The sequence below is a fragment of the Candidatus Manganitrophus noduliformans genome (genome assembly GCF_012184425.1).
Lineage (GTDB): Bacteria > Nitrospirota > Nitrospiria > SBBL01 > Manganitrophaceae > Manganitrophus > Manganitrophus noduliformans.
The window spans coordinates 40732-57188 of sequence record NZ_VTOW01000005.1 but is presented as its reverse complement, the minus strand read 5'-3'; the positions used below and the strand labels follow the sequence as shown (position 1 = coordinate 57188).

At 56.8% G+C, this 16457-nt stretch carries 18 protein-coding genes; 7 read left to right on the top strand and 11 right to left on the bottom strand.

What is annotated here, in order from left to right:
- Positions 1 to 15: 15 nt before the first annotated feature.
- The 11 genes from flhB to MNODULE_RS20200 form a co-directional block, all read right to left on the bottom strand.
- Entirely contained in the window at positions 16 to 1074 is a 1059-nt protein-coding gene (gene flhB / locus MNODULE_RS20250) for a flagellar biosynthesis protein FlhB (RefSeq protein ID WP_168063004.1), read from the bottom strand.
- 47 nt (positions 1075 to 1121) lie between these two features.
- Positions 1122 to 1901, bottom strand: coding sequence for a flagellar biosynthetic protein FliR (fliR, locus tag MNODULE_RS20245; protein ID WP_168063003.1), 780 nt, complete (start codon positions 1899 to 1901; stop codon positions 1122 to 1124).
- 9 nt (positions 1902 to 1910) lie between these two features.
- On the bottom strand, positions 1911 to 2180 hold the full coding sequence (gene fliQ / locus MNODULE_RS20240) for a flagellar biosynthesis protein FliQ (protein WP_168063002.1): 270 nt from the start codon (positions 2178 to 2180) through the stop codon (positions 1911 to 1913).
- A gap of 22 nt (positions 2181 to 2202) precedes the next feature.
- Positions 2203 to 2967, bottom strand: a complete 765-nt coding sequence (gene fliP / locus MNODULE_RS20235; RefSeq protein ID WP_168063001.1) for a flagellar type III secretion system pore protein FliP — start codon at positions 2965 to 2967, stop codon at positions 2203 to 2205.
- Positions 2964 to 3272 carry a flagellar biosynthetic protein FliO gene (gene fliO / locus MNODULE_RS20230; RefSeq protein ID WP_168063000.1) on the bottom strand — a complete coding sequence of 103 codons (309 nt, stop codon included), beginning with the start codon at positions 3270 to 3272 and terminating at the stop codon, positions 2964 to 2966. Before fliO ends, fliP begins: the two co-directional genes overlap by 4 nt.
- A 4-nt stretch (positions 3273 to 3276) precedes the next feature.
- On the bottom strand, positions 3277 to 3693 hold the full coding sequence (gene fliN / locus MNODULE_RS20225) for a flagellar motor switch protein FliN (RefSeq protein WP_168062999.1): 417 nt from the start codon (positions 3691 to 3693) through the stop codon (positions 3277 to 3279).
- Entirely contained in the window at positions 3683 to 4708 is a 1026-nt protein-coding gene (gene fliM / locus MNODULE_RS20220) for a flagellar motor switch protein FliM (RefSeq protein WP_168062998.1), read from the bottom strand. Before fliM ends, fliN begins: the two co-directional genes overlap by 11 nt.
- 21 nt (positions 4709 to 4729) lie before the next feature.
- A complete protein-coding gene (locus MNODULE_RS20215; RefSeq protein ID WP_168062997.1) occupies positions 4730 to 5293 on the bottom strand; it encodes a flagellar basal body-associated FliL family protein in 564 nt (187 codons plus the stop codon).
- Between the two features lie 235 nt (positions 5294 to 5528).
- Complete coding sequence (locus MNODULE_RS20210) at positions 5529 to 6818, bottom strand: flagellar hook protein FlgE (RefSeq protein WP_168062996.1); 1290 nt, start codon at positions 6816 to 6818, stop codon at positions 5529 to 5531.
- Positions 6819 to 6841: 23 nt separating this feature from the next.
- Positions 6842 to 7450: a flagellar hook assembly protein FlgD gene (locus tag MNODULE_RS20205; protein ID WP_168062995.1), complete on the bottom strand. Its 609-nt coding sequence runs from the start codon at positions 7448 to 7450 to the stop codon at positions 6842 to 6844.
- A 57-nt stretch (positions 7451 to 7507) separates the two neighbouring features.
- A complete protein-coding gene (locus MNODULE_RS20200) occupies positions 7508 to 8998 on the bottom strand; it encodes a flagellar hook-length control protein FliK (protein WP_168062994.1) in 1491 nt (496 codons plus the stop codon).
- Positions 8999 to 9274: 276 nt separating this feature from the next.
- Here MNODULE_RS20200 and MNODULE_RS20195 point away from each other — a divergent pair, with 276 nt between their 5' ends.
- The 7 genes from MNODULE_RS20195 (at position 9275) to fliE (ending at position 16456) form a co-directional block, all read left to right on the top strand.
- Positions 9275 to 10711, top strand: a complete 1437-nt coding sequence (locus MNODULE_RS20195) for a sigma-54-dependent transcriptional regulator (protein ID WP_168062993.1) — start codon at positions 9275 to 9277, stop codon at positions 10709 to 10711.
- 237 nt (positions 10712 to 10948) lie between these two features.
- Entirely contained in the window at positions 10949 to 13018 is a 2070-nt protein-coding gene (locus MNODULE_RS20190) for a tetratricopeptide repeat protein (protein WP_168062992.1), read from the top strand.
- Positions 12993 to 13904 (top strand): two-component system sensor histidine kinase NtrB, encoded by a 912-nt coding sequence (locus MNODULE_RS20185; protein WP_168062991.1) that lies wholly within the window; start codon positions 12993 to 12995, stop codon positions 13902 to 13904. The genes MNODULE_RS20190 and MNODULE_RS20185 overlap by 26 nt, the downstream gene beginning before the upstream one ends.
- On the top strand, positions 13901 to 15310 hold the full coding sequence (locus MNODULE_RS20180; protein ID WP_238339668.1) for a sigma-54-dependent transcriptional regulator: 1410 nt from the start codon (positions 13901 to 13903) through the stop codon (positions 15308 to 15310). The genes MNODULE_RS20185 and MNODULE_RS20180 overlap by 4 nt, the downstream gene beginning before the upstream one ends.
- Complete coding sequence (gene flgB / locus MNODULE_RS20175; protein WP_168062990.1) at positions 15307 to 15711, top strand: flagellar basal body rod protein FlgB; 405 nt, start codon at positions 15307 to 15309, stop codon at positions 15709 to 15711. Before MNODULE_RS20180 ends, flgB begins: the two co-directional genes overlap by 4 nt.
- Before the next feature lie 3 nt (positions 15712 to 15714).
- Complete coding sequence (gene flgC, locus MNODULE_RS20170; protein WP_168062989.1) at positions 15715 to 16152, top strand: flagellar basal body rod protein FlgC; 438 nt, start codon at positions 15715 to 15717, stop codon at positions 16150 to 16152.
- A gap of 13 nt (positions 16153 to 16165) precedes the next feature.
- Positions 16166 to 16456, top strand: coding sequence for a flagellar hook-basal body complex protein FliE (gene fliE, locus MNODULE_RS20165; RefSeq protein ID WP_168062988.1), 291 nt, complete (start codon positions 16166 to 16168; stop codon positions 16454 to 16456).
- Position 16457 lies beyond the last annotated feature (1 nt).

Sequence of the window (16457 nt, the reverse complement as noted above, 5' to 3'; positions counted from 1 at the left end):
CACATCGGACCGCCCCTACGTTCGGCGCAACCGATACACATACGCCAAAATTTCCGCGACGGCGCGGTAGAGCTTTGACGGGATCGGATCGCCGATTTTGACCCCCTTGAAGAGGGCGCGGGCGAGCGGTTTGTTCTCGATCACCGGAACCCCGTGTTGACGGGCGATCTCCCGTATCCGCTCCGCGATAAAGCCGGCCCCTTTCGCCACCACTTTCGGCGCCTTCATTTTCCCGTGTTGATACAGGAGGGCCACCGCCAGGGTCGTCGGGTTGGTCAGGACCACGTCGGCCTTCGGCACGTCGGCCATCATCCGCTTGCGGGCCATCTCCTTCTGAGCGCTCCGCACACGCGCCCGGATCATCGGATCCCCTTCGCTCTGCCGCATCTCCTCCTTCATCTCCTGTTTCGTCATCCGGAGGCTCCGCTCCAGGTTCCACCACTGAAAGAGATAATCAGCCGCTCCGAGAAAGGCGATCAGGAGACCGGTCGTCAGGGCCAACTTGGAGATCTTCTCCCCTGCAATCGCCAGCATTTGAGAAGGCTCCGCCTGCATCGCCGTGGAGATCGCCGGAATCGCTTGGCGAATGACAACGTATGAAAGTCCGCCGACGGCGATAAATTTGATCAGCGTCTTGATCAACTCCGCGGCCGCCTGGAGCGAAAAGAACTTCTTCGCCCCCTTCATCGGATTGAGCCGAGACCAATCGGGGGCCAACGCTTCCGTCGACCAAACCCATCCATGCTGCCCGAAGGAGGCGGCGACCACGATCGCGCCGAGCATTCCCATGACCGGAATAAGAACCGACAACGTCCCTGAAAGTTGCGTCATCGCCAAATGATAAAAAGAGGTCTCCGTCATCGGCGTGGAGGAAAAGCCGCTCCAGGTCTGAACCATCACTTTCCGCATCTGCGACATCACTATCGGAGCGGTGATCGAAAAACCGAGGACGCCGCCGAGAATCAACGCGGCGGAATGGATCTCCCGGCTTTTGGGGACCTGCCCTTTCTTCCGGGCCTCCTCCCGCCGTTTTGGACTCGCTTTTTCGCTTTTTTCCTGATCGTCCGATGCCATTTATCAACTCAAATGCGTGAGACGTGAGGAGTAGATGTCTTCACTCTTTACGGATTTTTCATCTCCAACAAAAGCCCCCCGATCGTTCCTTCCAGGCCGGCCATCTGGTTCTGCAGCAACGCGACGTAGAGAGAGAGGGTCGCTCCCATGATCAGAAGACCGAGGCTGATCGTGATCGGGTAACTCATCAGCCACACATTCATCTGTGGAACGACGCGCGAGATGATCCCCAGGGCGACGTTCGCCAGCAAAAGGGCGATGGTGACCGGAATCGCGATCCGCATTCCCATGACAAAAAGCTGGCCGGCCGCTTGAACGAGTTGCCCGATCGGCGCTCCCCCGGGATTGAAGGTCATCGGAGGAAGAATGGTGAAGCTTTGAACCAGCGCCCGAAGGACCAGATGGTCTGCATGGATCCCGAAGAAAACGAGGACCGCCAAAAGGGTATAAAACTGTTCGATCAATGGAACCGGTTGATTGGAGCTCGGATCAATGACATTGGCAATGCCGAACCCCATCTGAAGGCCCGCGAGTTCTCCGCCGAGTTCCACCGCGGCAAAAATGAGACGGGACCCGAGCCCGATGACCCACCCGATCATCATCTCTCCCGCCAGACCGACCACCCAGGCGGAGACCGTCGGCGGGGCCGGCTGAATCGGGATGATCGGCACGAGGATGAGCGAGACCGCCAGCGCCAACGACACCTTGACCAATCCGGGAATACTGCGCCCGCTCATGATCGGGAGCACGGCGAGAAAGCTCGCCACCCGAAAGAGAATCAGCACAAAAGCGGTCTCATACCGGAAAAGAGGCTGCACCCACTCCATTACGCTCTCCTAATGGACGTAATTCGGAAGATTGATCAGCAGACGGCTCGTAAACTCGATAAGGAGCGAGAGCATCCAGGGAAAGAAGATCAACAGAGCGAGCGCCACCGCCAGAATCTTCGGCAGAAACGTCAAGGTCGCTTCGTTGATTTGGGTGACCGCCTGAAAGAGGCTCACGAGCAATCCCGCCGCCAAGCTGAAAAGAAGCGCCGGGGCGGCCAGAAGGAGCGCCGTTTCGATGGTCCGCTGACCCATCTCAACCACAAATTCCATCGTCATTTTTAAATCCCTTTTTAGACTGTTACGCAAAGCTCTTGACCAGAGACCCCACGACGAGAAACCACCCGTCGGCCAAAACAAAAAGAATCAGCTTGAACGGAAGGGAGACCATGACGGGGGGAAGCATCATCATCCCCATCGACATCAAAATGCTCGCCACGACGATATCGATGATGAGAAAGGGCAAGAAGATCAGGAAACCGATCTGAAAAGCGGTCCGGAGCTCGCTGATCATGAAGGCCGGAATCACCACGTGAATCGGGAGCTCGGAGGGGGTATTCGGCGCCGGCAGCTTCGCGATATCGACGAAAAGGGCGAGGTCTTTCTCGCGAACCTGCTTGAGCATAAAACCCCTCGCCGAGTCGGCCGCCCGCTCGAGCGCCTCCGATTGCGACGCCTTCTGCTCCAGGTAGGGTTGAAGCGCCTCCGCATTGACTTTTTGCCAGACCGGCGACATCACAAAGAGCGTTAAAAAAAGGGCCAAGCTGATGAGGACCTGGTTGGGAGGGCTTTGCTGCGTTCCCAGTGCATGCCGCAAAAAGGAGAGGACGACCACGATCCGCGTAAACGAGGTGACCATCATGATCAGGGCCGGGGCCAGAGAGAGGACCGTCAGGAGGAGGAGAATCTGAACGACCACCGACATCTGCTGGGGTGTGCCGTCTCCCAGGTTGATCGTCAAGGAGGGAGCCCCGTTGGGGGTCTCCGCCGCTGAAACCGGCGCCACGACACAGATCACAAAGAGGGCGCATACAATCCCGGCGCGTAGGAGAAGCCGATGCGTCATGTTCGCGGCCCCGCGTTTGTTTCGATCGGCGCCGACGGAAGGGGCGGCTCCTCCAGCCGGGCGAGAAGGGAGATCTGTGTCGGCGTGATGCCGACGACCAGATATTCTTTTCCGACCTCGATCACCGCGATCTCTTTCTTCGGGCCGAGATAGGTCGTCGCCAAGACCTGGATGAGAGGCTGGGACCGCCAGCGTCCCAATTTCGAGCCGAGGAACCGCTGGGCGGCATAAGCCGTCAGGGCCATGATCCCGAGAACGAAGAGGAGCGATCCGCCGACCTTGATCAAGTTCCAGAAGGAATCCACGGGGTCATCCTTTGCTGAGTTGTTTGATCCGTTCCGCCGCGCTGACGATATCGGTGAGGCGAATTCCGAATTTTTCGTTCACGACGACCACCTCGCCTCGGGCCACCAACTTATCGCCGATAAACACCTCCAGCGGCTCGCCCGACAGCTTTTCCAGTTCGACCACCGATCCTTGGCCGAGTTGCAGAAGATCCCGGATGAGAATTTTTGCGTTCCCCAGCTCGACGCGAATTTCCAGGGGAATATCGAGGATAAAATCGAGATTGCCCACCGGCGCGCCGGTTTTTTTCTGCTCCAGCGGCGCGAACGAAGGGGGTTTTGCTTCCGCGCCCGCGGGCTTCTTGGCCGCCCCCGACGCCGGGGCGGCGGCCGGCTTCTGCGCCCCGCCCCCCGGTCCGGCCTTGGGATCCTCATCTGCCATGTTGCGCTTCCCTCCGATCGTAAATCAGCGAGGTGATCTGAAACGCGGGCTTCCCCCGGTGGAGACCGGGATGGCCTCGAAATTTCGGTCTTCCCTCCACCTTCATCTCCAGATCTTCATCCACCCCCTTTTCGAGAATAATAATATCCCCCACCGCCAGCCGGGTGATCTCCTCTACGGTCAGAACCGCCCCTCCCAGCTCGGCTGTGACCGAAACCCTGCAGTCGGCCATCTCGGCTCTTAAACGCGCGGCCCATTCGGGATCAACTTCTCGGGCGGTTCCGGTGGAACCGCCGACCAATTTTTCGAAGACCGGTTCGAGAGAGGTAAATGGAATCGCCAGGATGATCTCCCGCTTTTGATCCTCAATCTCAAGTTTGAATGAAATCTTGACGATCTGCTCGCCGGGGCTCATGACGTTGGCGAACTGCGGATTGGTCTCGGACCGGACCAAAGAAGGTTTGAAAGGATAAAGCGGCGTCCATGCTTTTTGAAATTCTTCAAGAACCATCACAACGAACCGGCGGATCACCCGTTGCTCGATCGGCGTAAACTCCGTGACGGCGATTTTGCCCGGGCCTTGGCCGTTTCCGCCGAAGAGGAGCTCAAGAAGCGTATAGAGAAGCTCCGGCTTCACCACGATCAAGGCCTGTCCTTTCAGCGGATCTATTTTAATCAGGTTCAAGCTGATCGGCGCGGGAGCGTCTTTCATGAGATCTTTGAAAGGAAGGACCTGGATCGGCATCGGCTGAATCTTGATCTCTTTACGAACAACCGAGGAGAGGGTGGCCTTGAAAAATCGCGCGAACCGCTCATGAGCAAACTCGAAACCCGAGATTCCTCCGTGAGGAATCGGATCGCGGCTGGTGAAATCATACGGCCGGACGCCTCGGGACGGCGCCGGTGCGGATTGCGTGCTGACCTTTCCGTCGGAAACGCCTTTGAGAAGGGCATCCACCTCCTCTTGAGATAATATTTTCTCCGCCATCATCGATTCACGATGTCGGCCCTGCAATCGACCGGTTCATTGCAACTCCTATTGCGCCACAAAATCGGTAAAATACGCCGCCTTCACCGCTCCCTTTTTTAAGATCGTATTTAACCTTTGGAGAATCTCATCGCGGAGTTCCATTTTTCCCTCAACGGTTCGGATGCTCGCATACTCTTTGCTGCTGAAAAGAATGAGGAGCGAATCGCGAATCTGAGGCATCCGATTTGTCACCTCTTCGGTATATTCCTCCTTCGTCAGCTCCAACTTGATCGTCAGCTTAAGGTACCGGATCTCCGGGGTATCGGCCAGATTGACGACGAAGGGATCCAAATCGAAAATGACCCCTCCCTTCTCCTCCGTCTTCTCGCCGCCGGCCGCCTCCGCCTTCCCGCCGCTCTTCTCCGTTTTAGGAGGGGCCGCTTCTTCGGCGGCGACAGCCGCAACCGTCTCCTCGGAGGGTTTCTTCATCATGAAAAAAACGCCTCCTCCCGCCGCAAGAAGGATTACCGCGCCGCCGATGACGAACAACATTTTTTTCGATTTTGCCGAAGACTTCGTTTCCTTCTTATCGGCTTTGTCGGCCTCTCCTTTTTTTTCTTCCTCCGCCACGGATCCACTCCCTCATGGGATTAAGTTCATTCGGTATGCATAGCAATGTCCATGCCAGCGATAAAATGCCGGGAGGCGCGATCCGGAGGCCGGAATCGCCGCCTTTTGATGATTAAAATTGATTTAGCGAAGAGAAGATGCGATGAAAATAAAAAGAAGTGTCAACAAAGGGGGGAGGACCGTCATTGCTTTGACGGATGCGCCGGGGCGGGAGGACCGCCCCGGCGCTCAGGACTTATCGCGTCAGGTTCACCAGTTCCTGGAGGATCTCGTCCGTAATGGAGATCACGCGGGAATTGGCTTGGAATCCGCGCTGATACTCGATCATCTTCACGAACTGCCCCGCCAGATCGACGCTCGACAATTCCAGCGAGCTCGCCAGAATCCTCCCCATTCCGGCCGAATCAGGCGAGCCGAAAATCGGTTGTCCCGAGTCGGAAGAGACGGCATAAAGATTATTCCCGAGCTTGACCAGCCCCTGGGGGTTGTTAAACCGCCCCAGCGTAACCCCGCCGAGGGTCCGGCTCTTTCCGTTGGTGAAAAGACCGGTGATGAGCCCCTCCTTGTTGACGGAGACCCGCTGAAGCGATCCGGAAGCATAGCCGTCTTGAAGCTGGTTGAGGACCCCCGAGTTCGATCCGAATTGGGTGAGCCCGTTCAAACCGGTTCCCCCGTCCGTGGTAATGCTCTCCCCAAAATTAAAGTCGATGATCTGATTCTGCGTCGCCCCTCCGGAGAAGTCGAAGCCGCCGGTCGGATAAGTAATGGCGCTGACCGTATCGAGCTCTCCGGCCGTGGTGAAGGTCAGCGTTCCCTGCGCCTGAATTTCCGTCACGCCGCTGGCGGAGTCGGCTCCCTCGACAAGGGCAAACCATTCCCAGGTATTTCCGCCCGCTCCCGTCGCGCTCTTTCTAAAAAATATCGAGACGAGATGGCTGTTTCCGAGGGAGTCGAACATCGACAGACTGGTCGAGAAGTTCGAGGTGGCCGTCGGATCGGTCACGTCAAAAGCGGGGGGAATGGTCGCCCTGGAATCGATATTGGCCACGATGCTCATTTCGGCGGTCGACTGCGGGGGAAAGGAGGTCGACGCCACATTGAGATTGCCGATCTGTCCGGTGAGTTCGCCGGTCGGGTCGGCTTGATAACCTTGAAGCAACAGACCTTCCGGATTGGCGATGAGTCCGTTCTGGTCCACGCTAAAGAGACCGGCGCGGGTATACGATTCCGTTCCTTCCGGTGTTCTCAAAAGAAAAAACCCGTCTCCCTCCAGCGCCATGTCGAGTCCGTTCCCGGTCGTCTCGAACGATCCTTGGATGAACTGCGTCCGGATGCCGCTGACAAAGACCCCGTGCCCGATCTGGTTCGAACTCGATCCCTCCCCGATAATATCGGCAAACGCCACGCTGCTGTCCTTAAAGCCGATGGTCGCCATGTTCGCGATGTTGTTGCTGATGACGGAAAGCCCGTTTCCGAATGCGTTGATCCCGCTGACACTTGAAAAAAGCGAAGTTAAAATCGCCATCTGATCTCCCCTCCCTGTTTATCTTATTGATTGATGCGCAATACGCCCGATGCCGGAACGCGCGCGCCGTTGACCATGAGATAAGCGATGCTCCCCTCGAAGGTCACGCCGGTCACCCGTCCCTGCGTGTAGGTTTGCAACCGAACAGGCGCCCCGGTGACATCCACCGCGGAAACGTCATAGGTGTACGTCCCCTCCGGCAAGTTGTTTCCATGTTCATCCAAGCCGTTCCAGGTCACATTCTGCATTCCCGCGGGCTGGACTCCTGCGCGAATGTTCCGAACGACATTCCCCGTCTCATCCGATATCTGAATCATCACCTCCCTGGCATCCCCTTCCAATTGATAGTTCAATGTCGCGGGGGCATCCTCCCGCAGAGGAAAGCTCCTCCCCTCTACCTGAACGTCTTTTCCGATCAAACCGGCCGCGTTGTAATTGTTCATGGAGGCCATGTATTGCGTGAGCGTTCCCAAGGTTTTGTCCATATTCACCGACTTTTCCACCTGAGTGAATTGAGCCAGCTGCGTGACGAACTGCATGCTGTCCATCGGTTGGAGCGGGTCCTGGTATTGTAATTGGACCGATAGTAAATTCAAAAAAGTATCTGCGCCTAATTGACCGATTGCATCCATCTATCGTCTCCTCCACAAAAATGCGACTTGACTCCGGCGAGAAGATCGGTGCCCGCCTTATACGTAAATACTAATCGCGCTCCAAGCCCCCTCTTTCATCCGCCGCTGCTCGGGAGAAATCTCCCCCTCTTCAGCCGGCGGCGGAGAGGATTGCGAAGCGTCATAGGGAGAGTCCGTTCCCTGTTTTCGCAGGTGATCTTCCCAGCCGAGCGCGGCCTGGCTGGGATCGCCGATGCTGACCGAGAACCGATCGATCTTCATCCCCTGTTCGGCCAGCGCTCCCCTCAGCAATTCTTGATTCCCTTCCAGGAGTTCCTTCACGAAAGGATGTTTGGTCACGATCTCGGCGACGATTCCCTCTTGATGCATTGAGATATCGATTTGAAGCTCACCGAGCATCTCCGGTTCCAATTGAAGGCGGAAGGAATGTTCGTTCTTAAACTGGGATAAGGTCCACTTTTCCGATATTTGATGAAGAAGGTGTCTCTCCTCAGGGATTCCGGACGAGGTGTCGCCCGTTTTATTTGACTGAATCGGATCGGACGATCCTGTCCCCCTCTTCATGAAGTCATCTTTTAGGCTGGAGGGACCGATATCGGATGCGCTCATTCCAGCCGTTTCATTGGAAACCATCCCCATCGGGTCGGGCCGTTCCGATCCAGTTCTCGCCCCGGCTTCTTCAGAATTTTTTTGATTGCCACCGGCGAGGGCAGAAAGAACGGATTTCTCTTTTTCGATCCCACCGATTGCTTCGGTCTCGAAAAAGCTTGTCTCACTGGATTCATTCTCCTTGGGTCGCACGTTGTAAGAAGCGATTCCATCTGGATTCTCTCCCGCTTTTTGATGAAGCCCCCTTTCCGGCAAGGTCATCGGACGGAGCGGATCATGGGAAGCGATCGGCTCCGTTCCTTTAAAAGGTCCTGTCCCCTGAAGTTCTTTCTCTCCTTGCAGAGCTGGCTCCCCTGTCAAACCTCCCTGTTCGGGAAATATTCCGACCTCCGTTTCCAGATCTGTGGAAGCCATTATATCGATCGGACCGGGTGTAGCCGCTTCTGCAATCGGCAGATCTGGTTTCGAAAACAAACTGACCTGTGCCCCGTTTCCCCGTGTCTGTTCCGGTCCATCCGGTTGTGCCTCTCCCCCCGGAGAAGCGAGCGGAAGGGATGAAGATCCTTCCTGCGGAGGACCCTGTACAAGTCCAACTTGTAACGGAGTCGGCCCGGCAGGAGGGTTGAGCGTCGAATCGATCGGAGAGGCGCCCCCTTCGGTTCCTTCCTCTCCCTCATCGAGAACGCCGATACGGACAATCTGATTCCCGTCCGGCAAGGAGCGTCCGAGGAATGCCAATAAGGGATGGCCCTCCTCCGTCGCGCCGAGAGGACCTTCCTCATTGAGAGTCCCGACGGCCCTCGTTTCGGCCGCAACCCCATTCAGGACCTTCAGGAATCCTTCCGGGCTCTCTCCTTGTTTCGAAGAGCGCTTTTCGCCCTGAGATCCCGCGGCGGGTGCGAGGCCGTTGATCGATTGCAGATCGAGTAGATCACTCATCGCTTGTTTCCGGTTGAACGTTGGGGCTGCCGTTTGTACATCGGGTTCGGATAGAGCAAGATGCGTACCAGCATGATTTCCGAAATTTTGTACCGGTTTCACCGAAACGCCGCCTCTTTTTCCGGACCTCTTTACCTACCGGTGGGAATTTTCTGCCGAGAAGGGTCGGCGAGAAATCATCGGTCAAATCGTTGACAGATGGAAAAAGTCTGTTATGCTCTGACTATCCCCTTTTCGGAATATTCCATTTTAGAAATAACGTGATCGGAGAACGCTATGAGCGGTGACCGGATTCTTGTTGTCGAAGACGATCCTTCCGTCCGGACGGTTTTGTCAGAACTTCTGGAGCGAACGGGATATCGGGTTGAAACCGCCGCGGACGGCGCCGAAGCGCTCGCCTTGGCAAAAAATATCCCTTTCCAACTCCACCTGATCGACTACGAGCTTCCGGGCATGAACGGGATCGACCTCATGAGGGAGATCAAACGGGTCCACTCGCACGCGGTGTGCATCCTTCTCACCGGCTTTGGGACGATTGAGCTTTCGGTGAAGGCGATGAAGTCGGGCGCGTTCGATTTTGTTTCAAAACCGTTTCAGGTCGACGTCGTCCTGGGTCTGTTGAAAAACGCATTGGAATATCACCGCCTCAAACATGAAAACCTCCTCTTGCAAAAAATGGTTCGCGAAAAATATCAATTTGAAAATATGGTCGGGCAAAGCCCCCTCATGCAGGGGGTTTACGAATTGATCGAACGGGTGGCCGACAGCGACAGCACCATCCTCATCCAAGGTGAAAGCGGAACGGGGAAAGAGGTCGTCGCAAAAACGATTCACTTTAACAGCCCGCGGCGAGACAAGCCGTTGATTCCGGTGAACTGCGGCGCCATTCCGGAAGCGCTTCTGGAAAGCGAGCTCTTCGGTCATGAAAAGGGGGCTTTCACCGGCGCCGTCACCTCCCGGATCGGCCGATTCGAGCTGGCCCACGGGGGAACCCTTTTTCTGGACGAGATCAGCGAGCTCCCGCTCCCCTTGCAGGTAAAACTGCTCCGCGTGTTGCAGGAACGCTCCTTCGAGCGGGTCGGCGGAAACAAAACGATCCACGTCGACGTCCGCATCATCGCCGCCACCAATCAAGACCTCGAACAGGCCGTCGATGAAAAGCGTTTCCGGAAAGATCTTTTCTACCGGCTGAACGTCATTCCGATGATGATCCCTCCGCTTCGCGAGAGGAAAGAGGATGTTCCCCTTCTCATCGACCACTTCATCCGGCGCTTTAACGAGAAAAAGCAGCGTAAGATCCAGGGCGTCGTCCCCGATGCGGAGAAGCTCCTGTTGGAATATCCCTGGCCGGGAAACATCCGGGAACTTGAGAATCTCATCGAGCGGCTGGTGACCCTCAAACAGGAGGGGCTCATCCAGCCGTCGGACCTGCCCGACAAGCTCACCAAATCTCACGAGCGCCGGCTCCTCTTTCAATTCGAGCTCCCCGAAGAAGGGGCCAATTTCTCCGAACTGGTCTCCGAATTTGAAAACCAGATCCTGCAACAAGCGCTGTCGAAGGCCAACGGCGTCAAGAACCGCGCCGCTCAGCTTTTGAAGATGAACCGGACCACCCTCGTCGAGAAACTCAAGCGGCGCTGGGCACATCCCACTCCCTCTCCCGCCGATACCGGAGAAAACCTGGAACCGCTTCCCGCTGCGAATACGGACTGACCGGCGGGGGCCGAATCGTTTTTTCTCGACGATATTCTTGACTCTTCCTGTCAACCCGTTGACGCCCTTTCCCCTCCCTCTCTTTCATTCACCTTTCTCCATCCCCTTTAAAACCATTTCATCCCTTCACCCATCGCTTGATCGGACCCAAGATTCTCCGGCGGATCGGCACGCCAATCGGCACCCTTCTTGCTTATACCGGATTGGGGTCAAACCATTCATTACCAATGGATTGCAATGAAACGCGTGGTTTTCACCATACTCCTATTGAACTTGATCGTTTTAGCGCCGGACATCCGGGCGGAGGACCGGGACCTTCCCCTCTTCCCGGAAAACCATTCGGCCGAAGGAGCCGATCCCTTTAAAACGATTTTACAAGCATATCAAGAAGGTCAATTTGCCCTCGCCGTTTCGGAAACAGATCGCCTCTTACAGCAGTTCCCCAAAGGACCTCTCGCTGAAACGGCTTCCTTTCTCCGTGGAGATCTCCATTTGAAATGGGCGGAGACGGGGGGGTCGGACCATCTCCATGATGCGCTGGCCGCCTTTAAAGAGGCGCAGCTGATGCATCCCGACACGGAAAATGCCGTTCGCAGCCTCTGGAGAATGGGCCAGGTCTATGAAAAACTGGGGTTCTATTATGAATCGATCGGGAATTTCAAAAGGATCCTCCTTCGGCACCCGAACAGCCGCTTCGCCCTGCTGGCCCGGATCGGAATCGCCGAAACTTACCGAGGGTGGGAAAAATGGAAGGAGGCGGCGGACGCATACGAACAGATCGACCTCCGCGCGCTCTCACAAGAAGATCAGCGTTCGGTCCTGCTCGGTCATGCCGACAGTCTTTATCAACAAGGCGACTTCAAAACGGCCCACCGGAAATATGAACGAGGAGAGGCCCTTGCGGGCGATTCGAGAAAACCGGTCTCACCGATCGTTTTATTTCAACATGCCGAATCGGCTTACCGTACCGGCCGCGCGGGTCAAGCACGAAATCTCTTCTCCAATCTCTTTAACATTTTTCCGACCCATCCGCTCGCTTCGATTGCCTTGGCGAGGACGGGAGACACCTGGCGGCGGGAAGGACGGTTTGACGAAGCAGGCTTCATCTACGCGCAAATACAATCCGCGCCGGCCGCCGACCTAAACGCCGGCCTCGACAAATTAATGGCATCGATCGGTCAGCTCGCGATGCGGGAGTGCGCCTCCGCTGCCGAACAAAAACGCCCTTCCCATTGTCAGGGGGAGAATCGTGAAGAAATTCGCCGGGCGTTGGAGTTGCTGGAAAACCAAGTGAAAACCGTGTTGCAGGCCGCGCCGCGTGATGGTTTCGCTCAAGAAATACTCCTGGAGGGGATCGAGCAATTTCGAATTTACGGCTCGCACGCCGTCGCGCTGGAACTGCAAAGCCGTTTTCTCACCCTTCTCCCCTCCTCCTTGTTCCGGCTCCGTCTGGCCGCCCTCCATCGCAAAACGATCGGCGAGGAGGTCGGCCGGCTTGCAAAGGAAGAAGATCATCTGAAGATCGTATCTCTCTTTCACGCCCTCTCCTCGAATTTCACCCCGCCGATGCTGACCGGTCCGACCGGTCTTCAGGTCGGGAAAAGCCATGCCCGCCTCGGTCTTCATACACAAGCGATCGATCTCTATGCGCCGATTGCGGCAAGCCTATCGAGCCGACTCGCGGAGGAGGCCCTTTTCCTTCTCGGAAAAAGCTTGCTGGAAAAGGGAGATTACGCCCAAGCGGAGCATAAAATGAATACTTTTCTCAAACGTTATCCGAAGAGCCGACATCTTTCCGCTCTTCTCATCGATCTTGGAGCGGCCCTCGACCATCAAGGAAAACATCCTCGCGCGATTAAGATCTATGCCGAATGGCTTCTCAAAAATCCCAAACATGCAGACCAAGAGAAGGTTTCCCTCCTTCTCGCCAAAGCCTTCCGGAAGAAGGGTGATTATCGGAAAGAGGCCGCGATTTACCTAAAGTGGATCGATCACCGCCCGGAGAACGCGGCCGAGCTCTCATTCCCGTTGGGGGACGCCTACTACCGGCTGCGGGAATATCAAAAGGCGATTCAAGCGTATCGGACGGCGCTGAAAGAAAAATCGGAAACACCGGAGGGGGATTGGATTCAACTCCAAATCGCGAAGAGTTACGCCGCTCTCGGCCAAAAAACCCGCGGACGCTCCCTTTTCGATCAGCTTGCTCGGAACGCGAAAGATCCGTTGGTCCGCCAGATGGCCGCGGAGGCGATGGCTACCCTGAACTTGAGGTCCTTCATCGATGGCAATCGAAGAAAAGAAGGCTGAGCTTCTTCGGGAAGCGTTCAGCCGTTTTAATGAAACCTCCCTCGACCTGGAGAAATACTACCGTCTCCTTCAAGAGCAGGTCGCGCAACTCAAATCCGAGCTGGAGGCGAAGAATCGCGCGCTGGAGGAAAGTCTCCGGCAGAGGGAGGCGCTTCGGGAGCAGGCGGAGCGAAATCATCGCCTGGCCGCCGTCGGTGAAATGTCCGCCCGGATGGCGCATGAGTTGAGAAACCCCCTCGGCAGCATCGAGCTCTTCTCCTCTCTTCTGAAGAAAGGGGTGGCCGAACCCTCTTTGAGGCAGTATGCCGACCACATCTCCGCCGCCGTCGGCGCGATGGATTATGCCCTCTCAAATCTTCTTCTCTTCACCCGAACACCGGCCCCTTCTTTTCGGAAGACCGACCTGGGGAGAATGATCGAAGAGGCGCGCCTCTTTGCCCTTCCGCTGATCCGGCAAAATCGGATCGGCTGGATCGAATCGATCGAGACCCTTTCCGATCCGGTCCGGTGCGATGAAGATCTTCTGCGGCAGATCCTCCTGAACCTGATCTTGAACGCGGTCGAAGCGATGCCGCAGGGAGGCGAACTCCGCGTCGCGGTCGCTCTTCAGGAGACGAATGAAACCTGCTCCGATCGAGCCGCCGTCGGTGGGGTGAAGATCACGATCAGCGATACCGGAGACGGGATTCCGCCGGAAATTCTCCCCAAGATCTTCGATCCCTTTTTTACCACCAAGTCGAAAGGAACCGGTCTCGGCTTGGCGATCGTTCATCATGCCGTGACCGCCTTGGGGGGATCGGTTCAGGTGCAAAGCGAGATCCACCGGGGATCGACCTTTACGTTGACCCTCCCGCCCCGACCCGATCTGACGGAGCCGATTGAATGATGCACCCCTCCCCTGCCAAACCGATCCTGGTTGTCGATGACGACCCCGCCATGCGATTGGCCCTTTCGGAGAGCCTTCGTCAATCGGGGCATCCGGTGGTCATCGCTTCGAACGGAGAAGAAGCGTTGGGTCACTGCCGGGAGCAGGCGATCGGTTTGATGATGACCGATATCCGGATGCCCGGGATGAGCGGAATGGACCTTTTTCAGGAAGCGAAGAAGCTGATGCCTTCCCTCCCCATCATCATCATGTCGGCATTTGGAACGATTCAGGCCGCCGTCGAGGCGATGAAGTCGGGGGCGTTCGACTATCTTGTGAAGCCCTTTTCCCAAGAAGCGCTGGAGACGGTGATTCAGAGGGCGCTCTGCTCGCAGGAGATCCCCGCCGCCAAACCGCCCCCACACCCGACGGCTCCCGCCGGACGGGCTTTACTGACTCAGGACCCGGGGATGTTGCGGCTGCTCAAAACGGCCGAAGTCGTCGCCGCAGGCCAAACCTCGATCCTCATCGAAGGGGAAAGCGGAACGGGGAAAGAGCTCCTGGCCCGCTTTATTCACGAGCAGAGCCCGCGCGCCCATCGCCCCTTTATCGCGATCAACTGCGCCGCGGTGCCGGAAGCGTTGCTGGAAAGCGAGCTCTTCGGCTACGAAAAGGGGGCTTTCACCGGGGCCGCCGCAAGAAAGCCGGGCCGGTTCGAGCTCGCTCACACCGGGACCCTCCTTCTCGATGAAGTGAGCGAAATGCACCTGTCGCTCCAGGCCAAGCTGCTCCGTGTTCTGCAAGAACGCGAAGTCGATCTTCTCGGGGGGAAGGGGCCGATCTCGCTCGACATCCGGGTCATCGCCACGACCAATCGTCCGTTGTGGGAAGAGGTCAACGCCGGACGTTTCCGCGAAGACCTTTACTATCGCCTCAATGTCTTTCCGTTGCGCCTCCCCCCCCTCCGCCATCGCGTGGTTGATATCCCCCTGCTCGCCGATCACTTCATCAAAAAGGGATCGGCCAAAAATCAAAAGTCGGTCCTCTCTGTCTCGCCGGAGGCGCTCTCTCACTTAATGGGCCGGGAATGGCGTGGAAATATCCGTGAATTCGCGAATGTCATCGAGCGGGCGGTCCTCCTCTGCGACCGGGGGGTCATCACCCCCGATCATCTCCTCTTCGAAGCCTCTTCTGAGGCGAAGGCAGCCCCCCCGCCCCCGCGATCGACCACCGTTTGGGAAGCCGAGCGGGAGCTGATTTTGGAAACGCTCGAACGGGTCGGGGGAAACCGAACCCATGCCGCCCGGCTCCTGGGAATCAGCATTCGAACCCTTCGAAACAAACTAAGAGAGTACCGGACCGCCGGATCAACAGACCCGCAACAGACCGCCGCCCCTGGGCGCGCGGATGAAGGAGGCACCTTATGATCTCGAGCTTGTTTAGCAAAACCATCGGCCTGCTGGGGCAGGCCCTCGATCTGCGGAGTGAACGGCATCGGGTGATCACGGCCAATATCGCCAATCAGGACACCCCCGGCTACAAAGCGATGGAGGTGAATTTCAAGGAGGCGCTCGGTTCCGCCTCGGGATCGCTTCCGCTCTCGCTCGATCGGACCGACGCGGCGCATCTTTCTTCGGGCGGAAGCGTGTTGGCTTCTTCTCATGCGGCCGTCTCCCCCGGTGCTTCTCAGCGGCTCGACGGGAACACTGTCAACGGGGAGCAAGAGATGGCCAAACTCGCCGAAAATACCCTCTTCTATACGGCGACGACGCAGATATTAAGCGGAAAATTCAGAGGCATTCGAAACGCAATCAGAGAAGGGAGATAATCGATGGACATTGAACAGGCATTCGCCATTTCGGCTTCCGCCCTCGACGCCCAACGGGCGAGGTTGAACGTCATTTCGAGCAATCTTGCGAATGTGGAATCGACAAAGACGGCGGAAGGGGGTCCCTATCGGAGAAAAGATGTCGTCTTCTCCGCCGCGCCGGCCGGAGGCTCTTTTGAAGCGGCCCTTCGATCGAATCTGGAAGGAAGCCAACCGGGGGTGTCGGTCACGCAGGTGATCCAGGACGACCGTCCTTTTAGACGGCTCTACGAACCGCAACATCCCGACGCCGACCCGGACGGCTACGTCCTCTATCCGAATATCAATGCGATGGAGGAAATGGTCAACATGATCTCGGCCCTCCGCTCTTACGAGGCAAACGTCACCGCGCTGAACGCGACAAAAAGCATGGCGATGAAGGCATTGGAAATCGGAAGATAGCGAGGAGAAAACAATGGCGATACAACCGATCGGACCCAATCAAATTCATCCGACGCCTGCAGCGGGGGGTTCTGAAACAACCGACGCTTCATTCGTAGACACGCTGAAGGAGTCGATTCGCCAGGTGAATGATGCCCAGCTGCAAGCCGATCAGGCGATCACCGATCTGACGACCGGCAAACAGCAAGACCTTCATCAGACGATGATCGCCATCGAAAAGGCAAGCCTCTCATTTGAATTGATGATGCAGGTCCGGAACAAGATCGTCTCGGCCTATGAAGAAATCTCCCGAATGCAAATCTAAG

Bases quoted from the DNA above. Each gene is read 5' to 3' on its own strand.
- flhB (WP_168063004.1), bottom strand. From the start codon at position 1,074: ATGGCATCGGACGATCAGGAAAAAAGCGAAAAAGCGAGTCCAAAACGG.
- fliR (WP_168063003.1), bottom strand. From the start codon at position 1,901: ATGGAGTGGGTGCAGCCTCTTTTCCGGTATGAGACCGCTTTTGTGCTG.
- fliQ (WP_168063002.1), bottom strand. From the start codon at position 2,180: ATGACGATGGAATTTGTGGTTGAGATGGGTCAGCGGACCATCGAAACG.
- fliP (WP_168063001.1), bottom strand. From the start codon at position 2,967: ATGACGCATCGGCTTCTCCTACGCGCCGGGATTGTATGCGCCCTCTTT.
- fliN (WP_168062999.1), bottom strand. From the start codon at position 3,693: ATGGCAGATGAGGATCCCAAGGCCGGACCGGGGGGCGGGGCGCAGAAG.
- MNODULE_RS20210 (WP_168062996.1), bottom strand. From the start codon at position 6,818: ATGGCGATTTTAACTTCGCTTTTTTCAAGTGTCAGCGGGATCAACGCA.
- MNODULE_RS20205 (WP_168062995.1), bottom strand. From the start codon at position 7,450: ATGGATGCAATCGGTCAATTAGGCGCAGATACTTTTTTGAATTTACTA.
- MNODULE_RS20200 (WP_168062994.1), bottom strand. From the start codon at position 8,998: ATGAGTGATCTACTCGATCTGCAATCGATCAACGGCCTCGCACCCGCC.
- MNODULE_RS20195 (WP_168062993.1), top strand. From the start codon at position 9,275: ATGAGCGGTGACCGGATTCTTGTTGTCGAAGACGATCCTTCCGTCCGG.
- MNODULE_RS20190 (WP_168062992.1), top strand. From the start codon at position 10,949: ATGAAACGCGTGGTTTTCACCATACTCCTATTGAACTTGATCGTTTTA.
- MNODULE_RS20185 (WP_168062991.1), top strand. From the start codon at position 12,993: ATGGCAATCGAAGAAAAGAAGGCTGAGCTTCTTCGGGAAGCGTTCAGC.
- MNODULE_RS20180 (WP_238339668.1), top strand. From the start codon at position 13,901: ATGATGCACCCCTCCCCTGCCAAACCGATCCTGGTTGTCGATGACGAC.
- flgB (WP_168062990.1), top strand. From the start codon at position 15,307: ATGATCTCGAGCTTGTTTAGCAAAACCATCGGCCTGCTGGGGCAGGCC.
- flgC (WP_168062989.1), top strand. From the start codon at position 15,715: ATGGACATTGAACAGGCATTCGCCATTTCGGCTTCCGCCCTCGACGCC.
- fliE (WP_168062988.1), top strand. From the start codon at position 16,166: ATGGCGATACAACCGATCGGACCCAATCAAATTCATCCGACGCCTGCA.